Origin of the sequence: Paenibacillus sp. GCM10027630 (genome assembly GCF_042676305.1) — a bacterium.
Classification (GTDB): domain Bacteria; phylum Bacillota; class Bacilli; order Paenibacillales; family NBRC-103111; genus Paenibacillus_S.
In genome coordinates, this window is sequence record NZ_JBHTGY010000060.1 from 361,488 (window position 1) to 374,658 (window position 13,171).

10 protein-coding genes are annotated in these 13,171 nt (G+C 45.3%); all 10 read left to right on the forward strand.

Features of this window, described 5'->3' with window-relative positions; translation table 11 throughout:
• The 10 genes from ACFQ0C_RS31565 (at position 1) to ACFQ0C_RS31610 (ending at position 12,319) form a co-directional block, all read left to right on the forward strand.
• Complete coding sequence (locus tag ACFQ0C_RS31565) at positions 1-882, forward strand: FAD:protein FMN transferase (RefSeq protein WP_379372813.1); 882 nt, start codon at positions 1-3, stop codon at positions 880-882.
• A gap of 2 nt (positions 883-884) precedes the next feature.
• Positions 885-1,673, forward strand: a complete 789-nt coding sequence (locus ACFQ0C_RS31570; protein WP_379372817.1) for an RnfABCDGE type electron transport complex subunit D — start codon at positions 885-887, stop codon at positions 1,671-1,673.
• A gap of 184 nt (positions 1,674-1,857) precedes the next feature.
• Positions 1,858-2,511, forward strand: a complete 654-nt coding sequence (locus ACFQ0C_RS31575) for a GNAT family N-acetyltransferase (RefSeq protein WP_379372819.1) — start codon at positions 1,858-1,860, stop codon at positions 2,509-2,511.
• Positions 2,502-4,289 (forward strand): cache domain-containing sensor histidine kinase, encoded by a 1,788-nt coding sequence (locus ACFQ0C_RS31580; RefSeq protein WP_379372821.1) that lies wholly within the window; start codon positions 2,502-2,504, stop codon positions 4,287-4,289. Before ACFQ0C_RS31575 ends, ACFQ0C_RS31580 begins: the two co-directional genes overlap by 10 nt.
• On the forward strand, positions 4,286-5,929 hold the full coding sequence (locus ACFQ0C_RS31585) for a response regulator transcription factor (RefSeq protein WP_379372823.1): 1,644 nt from the start codon (positions 4,286-4,288) through the stop codon (positions 5,927-5,929). The genes ACFQ0C_RS31580 and ACFQ0C_RS31585 overlap by 4 nt, the downstream gene beginning before the upstream one ends.
• Positions 5,930-6,548: 619 nt before the next feature.
• Positions 6,549-7,877, forward strand: a complete 1,329-nt coding sequence (locus ACFQ0C_RS31590) for an ABC transporter substrate-binding protein (protein ID WP_379372825.1) — start codon at positions 6,549-6,551, stop codon at positions 7,875-7,877.
• 113 nt (positions 7,878-7,990) lie between these two features.
• Positions 7,991-8,884: a carbohydrate ABC transporter permease gene (locus ACFQ0C_RS31595; protein WP_379372827.1), complete on the forward strand. Its 894-nt coding sequence runs from the start codon at positions 7,991-7,993 to the stop codon at positions 8,882-8,884.
• 13 nt (positions 8,885-8,897) lie between these two features.
• Positions 8,898-9,743: a carbohydrate ABC transporter permease gene (locus tag ACFQ0C_RS31600; RefSeq protein ID WP_379372829.1), complete on the forward strand. Its 846-nt coding sequence runs from the start codon at positions 8,898-8,900 to the stop codon at positions 9,741-9,743.
• An 82-nt stretch (positions 9,744-9,825) separates the two neighbouring features.
• The gene (locus ACFQ0C_RS31605; RefSeq protein WP_379372831.1) at positions 9,826-11,172 is read left to right on the forward strand and encodes a sulfatase family protein; all 1,347 of its coding nucleotides are present in this window, start codon (positions 9,826-9,828) and stop codon (positions 11,170-11,172) included.
• A gap of 220 nt (positions 11,173-11,392) precedes the next feature.
• Positions 11,393-12,319, forward strand: coding sequence for a glycoside hydrolase family protein (locus ACFQ0C_RS31610; RefSeq protein ID WP_379372833.1), 927 nt, complete (start codon positions 11,393-11,395; stop codon positions 12,317-12,319).
• Positions 12,320-13,171: the final 852 nt, after the last annotated feature.

Here is a 13,171-nt window from a genome sequence, read left to right on the forward strand (position 1 = left end):
ATGGAAAAAACGAAATTATTTATGGATACCGTTGTAACTATACAGATTGTCACTCGGAAATCAAAGAATGAGTCAGAAGCGGCTATCGATCGTGCTTTTGAGGCATTTAGGAAAGTCGAACATGCCTGCAGTCGTTTCAGTCTGGACAGTGAGCTGATGGAAGCCTGCCGGCAAATAAAGATTCCAGTACCTATTAGTCCGTTTTTATTTGAGCCTTTGAAGTTTGCTTTGGAGGTGGCAAAATGGACGAAGGGCATATTTGATCCTGCCGTGGGAAAAACGATGGAAGATCACGGATTCAATCACCATTATTTAACCGGGGAAACTATCCAAAGCTCCTCGTCTGTTTCCGCTACCTATCGGGATATCGTCTTAAATGAACAGGATCGTACGTTGTATTTACAAAAGCCTCTGGTGATTGATTTAGGAGGTGTGGCTAAGGGGTTTGCCATCGATTTGGCCGCACACGAGCTGAAACAATTTGAAGGATTTGTCGTCAATGCCGGTGGGGACCTCTATGCTGGAGGTGTAGATGAAAAAGGAAGAAAGTGGATAATTGGTATTCAGCATCCAGAGCACAAAGAACAAATGATACAAACGGTTGAAATTTCGAATGAGGCCGTATGTACCTCGGGCAGTTATGAGCGCAAGAGCACATTAAAAAATGGTGTGCATCATATCATCGACCCGAGAAGCAAGCAATCGCCTAGCGATTGGATCAGCTGCAGCGTCATTGCCCCTTATGCCATGATGGCGGACGCCTTCTCGACGGCCTCTTTCCTACTGGGTTTGGATCGCGGGAGAACTTTAATAGAACAGCTTGATCTCAAGGGTATTCTAATTACCTCTGATTTGCAAATATATAGAGTAGGAGGAATATAAAATTGAGAGTTAATCAATGGAAACATACACCAAAGGGATATGTCATAATTTCCATGGTTGCCTTTCTACTAATAGCAACGATCTGGTCACTGGATATCGGTGGTATTTATAATGCTATCATTGCCGTCGGAGTTTCTTCAGCGGTCGATTACCTCTGTTCCCGCATTGCGAAAAGGAAGCGAGCTTTGCCGGATAGTGCGGTTATAACAGGTCTAATCATTGCTTTGATCTTAAGCACAACGACCTCATGGTACATGGTTGCGGCTGCTTCCATTATGGCTATTTTGTCCAAACATTTACTTGTCTATAAGAAAAAACCAATCTTCAATCCAGCAGCTTTCGGACTGCTTCTATCCATTCTTTTTTTTCGAACGGGACAAAGCTGGTGGGGCGCATTCGGGGATATCCCTGTATGGACCATTGTGCTTCTATTAATCGGGGGATACATGGTAACGAACCGTGTGAACAAATTCCCTCAGGTTTTTTCATTTCTTGGAATGTATTTCATCTTATTATTGTTCATGGGGTTGATCAATATCGGGGATGCAACTGACGCACTTCGGCCCCCTTTTATTAATGCCTCTCTTTTCTTTGCACTTTTTATGCTTACAGACCCGCCTACTTCCCCAGCCAAATATAAGGATCAAGTCATTTTTGGTATTCTTAGCGCGGTAGTGGGAGTGGTCATTTATGGTTTCTATGGAGGGCTGATGTATTTATTTATAGGATTACTTGCAGGGAACCTATACCACCTATTAAAAACAAGAGTGCCTTCGCGCGTACTCAATTAAGATCCACATCCCGTTATGGGCAGAATGAAAAATAACGGGGAGTGAAAAAAGTATGACTTCATTATTTGAAATGTTGCGAAAGCAGTGGCCAACGTTCGTATTAAAGCTGATAAGAAAGCATGTGAGTGCCGAAGAAAAGAAAAAAATATAGCCGCTGTTACAGAAGGCCTATTCAGAAAATGTAATGGGCCGTAGATTGTACACCAAGGACCTGGCCATCGGCCAGGTTTCTCTTACGTTCGCCCTATATATCCATGAACGGACTAAGTTTGTTACAATGGTATCGTTATTGATAATGACGGCAAAGGACGGATTGAACATGGATCAAAGCCAAGTAATTCTTCGAGCGTTTGAGAATGAGGATATTAGGGAGCTGCACCGATGGTTAAATGATCCGGTTTCCATAGCAATGGTTGGCCGAGCGCCGATGACTTACGAGCAGACGGTTAAGCATGTCGAAAAAAAGCGGAACAACGGCGATTTAGTGCTTGCAATAGAGAACGAAGAACAGAAGCTGATTGGCTGGATCTTTCTGCAAAATATCGAATATGAGCATGGCAGAGCGAGTATCGGTATTTTACTGTCGCCCGAAGGCCGAGGACAGGGCTACGGATTGCCGGCCATGCAGCAAATGGTTGAAATCGGATTCAACCAGCTCCGTTTAAATAAAATTTATTTAACGACTAGAGCCATTAATGAACAAGCCGTAGGCTTATATAAAAAAATAGGCTTTATAATAGAGGGTCAACTAAGAAAGCATGCTTTCAGCGATGGGCAATACTATGATACTTATTTTATGGGGCTGCTGGCTTCGGAATGGAATGTGAAATGTTTATAAAAAAGAGCAGCCTTCAACAAAAAATGCTGATCTCTTTTCTGTGCTTGATTGTCATTCCTCTAGGAGTGTTTGGCTATGTATCCCTAACTATCTCCAAGCAAACTATTGAAGAGCAGACCATTACCTCCAATCTCAAAACGTTGGGGCTTATCTCTGAGAAACTGGATATTATGGCCTCCGACCTTACGGCTATATCGAATATTTACTTTTCCAATGAGGATTTACGTAAAATTTTGATGCAGCCTTCAGGTACAAGAACCTATGAGGAGCGAGCGAAAAAAGAATTTTTGACCAAAATGATCATCAATTTTAAATACGCTTACACTTGGCTGGAATACTATACCTCCATTCTTGGGTTAAACGGTTTTGAGCTGCATACGTTCTATGATGGGCGGGTCGGGATAGATGAATTGAAGAAGGAGGATTGGTATCAGGAGGCATTCCGGCAATACGGCGGGATCGTCTGGGTGTCAGACCCTTCTCCTAAGCTAGTTCCAACCGTGAATGAAGAGCATTTTGTTTCGGCTGTCCGGGTACTGAAGGATTTTGAGAGCGGTGTACCGCTAGGTCTGCTTATGATCAATGTTAATGAGAGCTTTTTATTCCAGCAGTATGCCGAAGCCATGAAGGATTACGACCAGCTTATGCTGGTGGATGCGAAAGGAACGATTATTTCAACCACTCAAAAGTCTTTGCTGCATCAGAACATCAAGGACACCAAATATTATAAGCAAGCTACGAATGGAGAGCGCGGAAGCTTTAAGGATGAGATTGATGGCACAAAAATGCTGGTCACCTATCATAATGTTAAACACACAGGCTGGTCGATCATTGCCTATACGCCTTTTGATAAGCTGTTTGCGAATATTTATAGAGCGCAGCTGTTAATTGTCATCGTGTTTGTAATTGTTCTGTTTCTTTCCATTTTAGTCTCTTATTTCATTGCAAACCGGCTTTCGGTTCCGATAAAACGCTTATATAGAAGCATGCAAAAGGTAGAAATGGGAGACTTGACGGAACGGACAGATGTGCTCGGAAGCGATGAGATAGGGGAGCTGGGGCGCAAGTTCAATCGAATGGTATCGAGAATCGAGCAGCTGCGTGACAGGGTTGTAGTGGAGCAGGAAATGAAGCGCAGAAGCGAGCTGCAGGCTCTTCAATCACAAATTAATACTCATTTTTTATATAATACATTAGCTTCCATCCGTTACATGCTGTTGACACAAACGGCCGAAAAGGTAGATTCGGTTATTGTAGCGCTTGTAAAGCTGCTCAAGAGAACGCTAACGGATGAGAATGAATATATCTCTGTGGGCGAGGAAATCGAAAACCTCAAAAACTATGTCTACATTCAAAAAGCAAGGCAGGATGGAAAGCTGGAAGTCGAATTCCAAATCGATGAGGGGATTACCCATGCTCAAACCTTGAAGCTTCTTCTGCAGCCTATTGTGGAAAATGCTATTTTTCATGGAATTGAGCCCAAAGAAGGGAACGGCTGTATAAGTGTGAAGGGCTGGGAGGAGCAGGAGAACTTGATGTTTGAAATCATAGACAATGGGGTTGGCATTACGAAGCTGAAAACCGAAGGAGCAGCGGATCTTACAGAAGCCATACTCTCTATGGGGAGCGGGATGGGGCTGCGTAACGTAAACCATCGGATAGTGCTTCATTTTGGCGAGGAATATGGATTGAAGGTATTTTCGCAGGAAGGGGAGGGCACGAAGGTTACCCTTAAGCTTCCCAAATTTGTAAAGGCTGAGGAGCTGACATCCTTATGAATGTTGTTGTAGTAGATGATGAGGTGCAAATTCGGAAATGGTTTCATATTCTGCTGCTCAAAACCGGATTGCCGCTGCAAATTGCAGGCTCTTGTGGAAATGGCAAAGAAGCTTTGGAGCTGTGCCGGGCTTCGCGGATAGATCTTATCATAACGGACATAAAAATGCCGGTTATGGATGGAATAGAATTGATTCAGCATCTAAAATCCGAGTTTCCTGCTATACGAGTATTGATTCTGAGCGCTTATGGAGAATTTCACTATGCATCGGAAGCCTTGAAGGCTGGTGCGAGTGAGTATATTTTGAAAGCCGAGGTCACTGTGGATAGCTTGAAGGAAGCCGTTCTAAAAGTAATGGGTGATATCGATACCGAAAAAAAGCGAGTTCAGGAGGTCGACACTTTAAAAAGCACGTTGAATGAAAATCAAAATGCTCTGCGTGCTTTATATTTCACCGAGCTGCTAAGAGGTGTGCCGACAGCTATTCAAGAATTTGATAATAAGATGGGCGTCTTCAAAATTGCATTGGACAAAAGGCATATTACACTAATGGCCGTCTGTATTGACGATTACCGGAACACGCTCAAGACTGCCAGAATTAAAACCAAAGAGCTTCTAGATATGGCGATGGTCAACATTATGGATGAAACCTTGCACAATGAAGCTAATGGCGGCTGCAGCTTGTTGTTCGAGCAAGGAGTATATGTGGTGCTCGTGAATACGCCGGGGCATGGCGGGAAATCAGCACGGGAAGCTACGCTTCGATATGCTCACCGGATATCCAATCATTTGTATGATTTTATAGGAGTGCCGGTCTCTATTGGCATCAGCCTTACCTATAATGATCTTTCACTACTGGGCAGACAATACTCGGAAGCCTATGAAGCGCTGAGTAAGAAGCAGTTTTATGGACGAAGAAGTGTTGTTTGGTATGAAGATGTGGAAGAGAGGCCGACCAAGAAGGATAACAAGGAATTGAACGCTGCACTCTCGGAATGGTCGCATTATTTGGATAGAGGCGATTATGAGCTGGCAAGGCGGTACATACAAGCTTTTATGGAGGACATGGGACGTCAAAAGCATACTCCTGAGCAAGAGTTGAAAATGTTTTGTCTGGAAGCGGTGTTTCTGCTGCTGCAAAACTTGAGACGCAAGCTTAGTCAAGGTATGAACGAAGCACAGGCGGCATTCGATACCGGCTTGCCTCATCAGGAAATTAGCCAGCTGTCTTCCTTCCATGAAGTTAAGGAATGGATACTGCTGCGGATTGGGAAGCTATTGGAAGAAGCAGGTACATCTCGCCAAGGATATAGTGAAGCGATTCGTAAAACCTGCGATTATATTTATGCTTCATTTGCTGAGGAGCTCTCCCTCCAGCATGTGGCCGAGCTGGTCCATCTGAATAAGACGTATTTAAGCGAGTTATTTAAGAAGGAAACCGGCACCAGCTTTAATGACTTTCTGACTCAGGTCCGCATTGAAAAGGCGAAGGAGCTTATTTTGGCAGGGGAAGTCAAGATGGGGGCTATGGCTGAGCAGGTAGGTTATCCGGACGGAAGCTATTTCACCAAGGTGTTCAAGAAGGTGACCGGAATGACACCGATGGAATTCAAGCAATCCGGGGGACGGTTAAAAGGATAAAGCGTCGATTCAAGCTGCAGCGGGGGCCGTGATGGACCCCGTTGTTTTGTTATAAATGCACCCTATGATCAAGGGGGATTTTTATTGGGATAGCGGCGATGATGAGCCCTGGAGGATTTTGTGCGGAATTGAGAGTTCCGCTATTCCATCTGCCGCCGCCAATCAGGGGCGATAGCGGAATTGAGAATTCCGTTATGTTGGCCGAATTGGAACTTTTATGCACAAAAACAGGGCACTAACGGAACTAGCTGTTCCCTTATCACCCTGATTTTTGGACTTTTCAGGTGATAACGGAACAATCACTTCCGCAATACCCTTCTCTTCTGTGGAGGAAGTAACCGGCATGTTGTCTAGGGTTATGTATGTGCAGGTGATCTTTGCGCTAAAAGTATAGTCCGCCTTTGAAGCTCGTGTTCCTCCCGCTGCAAGCATTCCATTCAAAGGAACACGACTTCAACAGCGGCCGTAATCCCATATCCATCCGTCCAAAGCGTACACTTACGAATAAATGACCAAAATATCTGAACAAATGACCAAAAATAGTTTTTCATTGATCTTATAATAAAAGCAAGGGCAAACCTAATTGTCGATAATACGATAAGAAAAGGCGGGTTGTTATATGAAAAGAAAGAACAAGATTATTATCGGGGCGGCAGCCGTTAGTTTGATGGCAACGATGACAGCTTGCAGCACAGGCGGGAATACTACGGCACCGGCTAAAGATGCCGGGGGCAATAAAGACGGTAAGCCGGTTGAGATTACCTTCGCAAACTGGATTTCCGTTGAGGATGCAACCAAGGATGCGTACGCGAAGCTGATTGCCGATTTCGAGCAGAAGCATCCTACGATTAAGGTCAAGTCGCTTGGGATTCCTTTTGCACAATTTAAGGATCAGGTCCTTGTAAATTCGGCAGGAGGTACACCACCGGATGTGACAATGGCGAATCAGAATTTTACGGCTGCCTTCGCTGGAGCGAATATTACAGAGCCGCTTGAAGAAGCACTCGGCAAAGAGTTTGTTGATGACATTGTAGCGGGAAGCAAGGCAGGTGTTACATACAGTGGTAAAGTGATGGCGATGCCTTGGGCACCCCATCCGAATGCGTTGTTTTGGAATAAAACATTATTTAAGAAAGCCGGCTTAGACCCTGAGAAACCGCCTAAAACCTATGATGAGTTGATCAGCTACGCGAAGAAAATCGCAGCTCTGGGCAAGGATGAGAAGGGCAATCCGATTTATGGAATTGGTGAGAACTCCTCGACAGAATCTTATACAGGCAACATGCTGCTAAGAACGGCGCTTTCCTACGGCGGCAAGTTTGTTGATGATAAAGGGGCCGTCGTGTATGACCAAGGATCGGCATTGAAGGATACGCTGGCTTATTACAAAGACATGATCAATAACAAGGTATCTCCCAAAGGTGCGGCTATGAAGGATCTTCGCGGTATGTTCGCCAACGGTACGCTCGGAATTCTAATTGACGGCGACTTCGGCCGCAGCAGCTTCCGCACGATGAGCGGTAAAGGTGAAGCTTTTGATAAAGAATGGGGAGTATCCATTGTGCCAGTCGGCAAGACAGGGCGCAGTGAAACGGTATTCACCGAGCATCAATTGATTATTACAAAAACCGGTAAGCAGAAAGCAGCCGCGGCTGAATTTGTTAAGTATCTCGTTTCGAAGGACGCTATGCTGATCTATCATAAAACGAATGGCATCATGTCTTCGCGTAAATCGATAGCCGCATTGCCTGAAATGAACGAGGATGATTATGCCAAAGTATTTAACGAACAGATGAAAACAGCTTCGCCGCTTCCAGCTGCAAATCCTAAATTCGATAACGCCATGAAGGAATCATCCGATATGATTGTTCTTGTAACTGAAGGAAATAAGAGCCCGGAGGAAGCCATTACTACAGTTATGTCTAAAATCAAAGATCTTTACAAGTAACTGTCTTTCGAGACAACAAGTGAACATTGTAATCGAAGGGACAGTGACAGTCTGCTGTCCCTTTCATTATTCATACCGAGACATTACACTATCCGACAGACGGGGTGAGGAACTTGAACGCTAGGCTGACTCGTGAACAGCGCAACCTTTTCTTTGCTTTTTTATTGCTATTACCTGCAATTCTTCTTTTGGGCTTGACGATTATTAGTCCCCTAGTTAAATCCATTTATATGAGCTTTACGGACTATTCCTTACTTAACAGTGATCCTAAATGGAATGATTTCGCGAATTATTTGACGATTCTAAAATCCCCTGAATTTTATCATTCACTTAAGATTACATTGACTTATGTTGTTAGTGCCGTTACTTCTGATTTGCTGCTAGGTCTTGTTATGGCACTGCTGTTGAATAGAAACATTCGCATGCGAGCTTTTTTCCGCAGTATCGTTATGATTCCGTGGGCTATACCTACAATCGTAACCGCTTTAATATTCATGTGGATTTATCAGTCCGATTATGGGGTTTTGAATTATAGCCTTATGAAGCTCGGAATTATTCATGAAAATATAAACTGGCTGAGGAGCATGGATTGGGCACTGACCTCCATCACAATAGTGGCTGTATTCCGGCAAATGCCGTTGGTTGCTGTTATGCTGCTGGCTGGCTTACAGAGTATTTCCGCAAGCTTATATGAAGCGGCGAGAATTGATGGAGCAGGGGGCTGGAAGCTGTTTCTTCATGTGACGCTTCCGCTACTGAAGCCGGTTATTACTAGTGTTTCATTAATTATGATTGTTAATAATTTCCAAATGTTTACTTTATTCTTTACTTTGACAGGAGGAGGGCCTGCGGGAGCCACTTCTTCATTAGCTATCCTCACTTATGAGACAGCATTTTCCAGGTATGAGCTGGGAAAAGGTTCGGCCATCGGTGTAATATGGCTTGTCCTGCTGTTCACCTTTTCGATTATTTATACCCGTTTCATGAATAGAAACACGGACCACTAGGGGGAGCTGCACAATGAATCCGGTTAAACATCTATTGTTCAAAAGAGAAGGATTAACCTACGTTTTGCTTCTCTTCCTGCTGTTCTTCTTCTTATTCCCTATCTATTGGGTTGTTGTGACTTCTGTACAAAATAATAGTGATTTGATGCAGCTTCCGCCCAAATGGATACCGGTGCAAATTCAATTAACCAGTTATATGGAAATTCTTCGCTCTTCGGTATTTCTGACGTTTTACAAAAATACGTTCATTGTTGCATTGGGAGCGACAATATTATGCATCTTTGTTGCGATTTTCGCAGGTTATGCTTTATCGAGGTTTCGGTTTCGGGGAAGCAATTTGATCACTCTGATCTTTTTATCCGCCCAGATGTTTCCGACAGTCACCCTTGTGATCGGCTTGTATTCCCAATATCAAGCGCTGCACTTGTTGAACACCTTATTCGTACTTGTATTGGCTTCGACCATGACGGCGCTTCCCTTCTGCATCATGCTGATGAGAACGTTTTTCAATGGCATCTCCAAGGAGCTTGAGGAGGCAGCGGAAATTGACGGAGCCTCGCGCTTCAAGACGCTCTTTATGATCATTGTCCCTTTGGCGAAGCCGGGTATTATGGCGGTTGCTATCTATACGTTTCTTATCGCATGGGATGACTTTTTATTCGGCCTGACTTTAGTTAGCGACATTGATAAAAGGACGTTAAGCCCGGGATTATCGCTTACCTTCTTAGGCGAATATTCGTACAATTGGTCCGGTGCTACTGCTGCTGCGGTTACGGCAACTCTTCCTTTATTAATTGCTTTTATGTTTTTGCAGCGGTACATGGTGGAGGGGCTGACGGCCGGAGGAGTTAAGGAATAAAAGAGCTGTTGTAAAAGAACGATTGAGTGGCTATAGAAAAACGATTATTGAAAAATGTTTATGAGAGGAGCAACATCAGATCATGGAAAATCAACAGCAGAAACGCCCTAATGTGATTATATTTTTTACGGATCAACAGCGCTGGGACACCTCCAGCCTGCATGGCAATCCGATGCAATTAATGCCTAACTTTGAGAGGATGGCGCTTAGCGGAACACATATCTCTCACTCTTTTACATGTCAGCCGGTATGTGGACCCGCAAGATCCTGCTTGCAAACAGGGAAGTATGCAACGACGACGGGCTGCTTTGTCAATGGGATACCGCTTCCGGAAGAGTCGAAGACGTTAGCGCATTATTTCAACGAGGCGGGCTACCGCACCGGATATATAGGCAAATGGCATTTGGCTGGAGTAGAGCCAGTACCGGAGGGAAAACGCGGGGGGTATCAGTATTGGCTGGCATCCGATGTATTGGAATTTACTTCTGACTCGTATCGTACAGTCATGTATAACAATGATAATGAGCCTGTTAAGCTCCCGGGATACCGTGTGGATGCAATTACAGATGCTGCGATCCGGTATATTGATGGACAAAAGGAAAATCCTTTTTATTTGTTCCTTTCTTATTTGGAGCCGCATCATCAGAATCATCTGGACGATTACCCTGCGCCTGACGGCTACAGGGAAAGATATACCGGTGCTTGGCTTCCCCCTGATCTAGCTGCGCTTGGAGGAACCGTTCATCAGCATATAGCCGGCTATTACGGTATGGTGAAGAGACTGGATGAAGCATTGGGAAGATTGATGGATGCGTTGAAGTCACTCGAATTGGATGAGAACACAATCATTTTGTTCACCTCCGACCATGGCTGCCACTTCAAGACGAGGAACGAAGAATACAAACGTTCAGGCCATGATGCTTCCATTCGTGTACCGAGCGCGATAACAGGTCCCGGTTTTTGGGGAGGCCGCCAGCTGCAGGAGCTCGTGAGCTTGATTGATTTGCCGCCGACTTTGCTAGATGCGGCGGGAATTCCAGTGCCTGCGGATATGCAGGGACGATCACTGCTAACCATGGACAAGTCGCCTTGGCCGGAAGAGGTGATCGTGCAGATCAGCGAATCGCAGGTAGGCCGTGCGGTCAGGACGAAGCGGTGGAAGTATGGCGTAACAGCGCCGGAGAAAAATAGTTTCACCGATGCCGGATCAGATCGTTATCAGGAGGCTTACCTGTACGATCTGAAATCCGATCCCTATGAGCTGACGAATCTCATAGGACTCGATTCCCACCGCGAGGCTGCTGACAGGATGAAGCAGCGTCTCATCCGGCGCATGCAGGAGACGGGGGAGAATACCCCGGTTATTGAACTTGCGCCCTCCCGTCCGGGGGGACAACGGAAAGTATCAACGAAGGAAGCTATGAGTTGATTCGGTAAAGTCCTTCACCCGGGAGATTCCTGGGTGGGGGATTTTTTGTTGGTAAATGGATTTGGAAGTACTGCAAAGAATCATTTCTTCAGCGCTGAAGAATTAGATACTTGCCGACATTTGGGCGATAAATGTACAATGAGGACAAATCAAGCCTTACATACTCTGATGGCAAGGCATTATACGGAAGGCTATGGAATCGACAAGGAGAGTGTAGCCAATGAATGCACCATTATTTAGAGATCCTGTATACGATGGGGCGGCCGATCCGGTTGTTATATGGAACCATCAAGCCCAAGAATGGTGGATGATTTATACGAATCGCAGGGCGACAGCGGAGGGCCTCAAGTTCGCGTGGGTACACGGAACTGATCTGGGTATCGCTTCTTCGTCGGACGGAGGCCGCAATTGGGTTTACAGGGGGATTCTGCCCGGGCTGGACATTGAATGGGGACGCAATACATTCTGGGCTCCGGAAATTATATTCGAGGCCGGTACTTATCACATGTATGTCAGCTATATACAAGGGGTCCCTTACGATTGGGCTGGACATAAGCGTCGAATGCTTCATTATACAAGCCCTGATTTGTTGCAGTGGATGTTCCAATCTGAGATCAAGCTAAGCTCAGAGCGGGTTATCGATGCTTGTATCCACAAGCTACCTGATGGACGCTTTCGGATGTGGTACAAGGATGAAGATAATGAGTCGCATACCTATGCGGCGGATAGCCATGATTTGTACGAATGGAGTGTTGTGGGGCCAGTCATAACGAGTCATCCCCATGAGGGACCGAATGTGTTTGAATATAAGGGAAGCTACTGGATGATCATCGACGAGTGGAGAGGGCAGGGAGTATACCGTTCCCAAGATGGAGAGAAATGGGAGCGCAACGGATTAATCCTAAGCGAAGCCGGAACTCGTGAAGATGACCGAACGATCGGTTTGCATGCGGATGTAGTCGTTCAGGGAGAAAATGCCTACATATTCTACTTCACCCACCCTGACCGGGCACATCATAATGATCAGTCCCGCACCTATGCGGCTCGCCGTTCCTCTATCCTGGTTGCTCGACTGGAAGTGAAGGATGGGGTATTGCGGTGTGATCGTAATCAGTCCTTTGAGCTTGATTTGAATCGAGGGAACTGAGAGGGTCAAGGGAAACGAGAGGATCTAGAGGATCGAAAGGATCTAGAGGATCTAGAGGATCTAGAGGATCTAGAGGATCTAGAGGATCTAGAGGATCTAGAGGATCTAGAGGATCGAAAGGATCTAGAGGATCGAAAGGATCTAGAGGATCGAGAGGAGCAAGAGGAGTAAGAGGAGCAAGAGGAGCAAGAGGAGCAAGAGGAGCAAGAGAAGCAGGAGGAGCAAGAGGAGCAAGAGAAGCAGGAGGAGCAAGAGGAGCAGGAGAAGCAAGAGAAGCAAGAGAAGCAAGAGAAGCAAGAGAAGCAAGAGAAGCAAGAGGAGTAAGAGGAGTAAGAGGAGCAAGAGGATCAGGAGGAGTAAGAGGAGCAAGAGTAGCAGGAGGAGCAAGAGGAGGAAGAGGAACAAGAGGAGCAAGGGGAGCAAGAGGCGCGTAAGAGGAGTAAGAGGAGCAAGAGTAGCAGGAGAACCAAAAGAACCAAGAGAACCAAGAGGATAAGCGATTCTTGAGGCTCATTTTTATTGGGCTCCAAACCCAAATCAGGGGCAGACGGAGATAATGGATTTCGGTTAAGAACGGCAGCGGCAAAGCCAAGATATTATTAGATATAGTTCCGTACCCAGCCAGCTCTAGACAAGACCTTAGAACGGCAATGGCAGAGCATAAGATATCACTCGATTCGAAGCCATTGTCTACCACAAAAACCTGCATTCATACATCTTTTTGGCCGTTTTATCGTAGTGTTCTGAAATTCATGCAAATGAAGTCAATTTCATAATTCGAACCCCTTGCTACGACTGGTTTTTTTCGCACACAAAAAAGGAGTACCTCCCCACAATCTCGAAGTTTATGGT

Bases quoted from the DNA above. Each gene is read 5' to 3' on its own strand.
- ACFQ0C_RS31585 (WP_379372823.1), top strand. From the start codon at position 4,286: ATGAATGTTGTTGTAGTAGATGATGAGGTGCAAATTCGGAAATGGTTT.
- ACFQ0C_RS31600 (WP_379372829.1), top strand. From the start codon at position 8,898: ATGAATCCGGTTAAACATCTATTGTTCAAAAGAGAAGGATTAACCTAC.
- ACFQ0C_RS31605 (WP_379372831.1), top strand. From the start codon at position 9,826: ATGGAAAATCAACAGCAGAAACGCCCTAATGTGATTATATTTTTTACG.
- ACFQ0C_RS31590 (WP_379372825.1), top strand. From the start codon at position 6,549: ATGAAAAGAAAGAACAAGATTATTATCGGGGCGGCAGCCGTTAGTTTG.
- ACFQ0C_RS31610 (WP_379372833.1), top strand. From the start codon at position 11,393: ATGAATGCACCATTATTTAGAGATCCTGTATACGATGGGGCGGCCGAT.
- ACFQ0C_RS31565 (WP_379372813.1), top strand. From the start codon at position 1: ATGGAAAAAACGAAATTATTTATGGATACCGTTGTAACTATACAGATT.
- ACFQ0C_RS31575 (WP_379372819.1), top strand. From the start codon at position 1,858: ATGGGCCGTAGATTGTACACCAAGGACCTGGCCATCGGCCAGGTTTCT.
- ACFQ0C_RS31580 (WP_379372821.1), top strand. From the start codon at position 2,502: ATGTTTATAAAAAAGAGCAGCCTTCAACAAAAAATGCTGATCTCTTTT.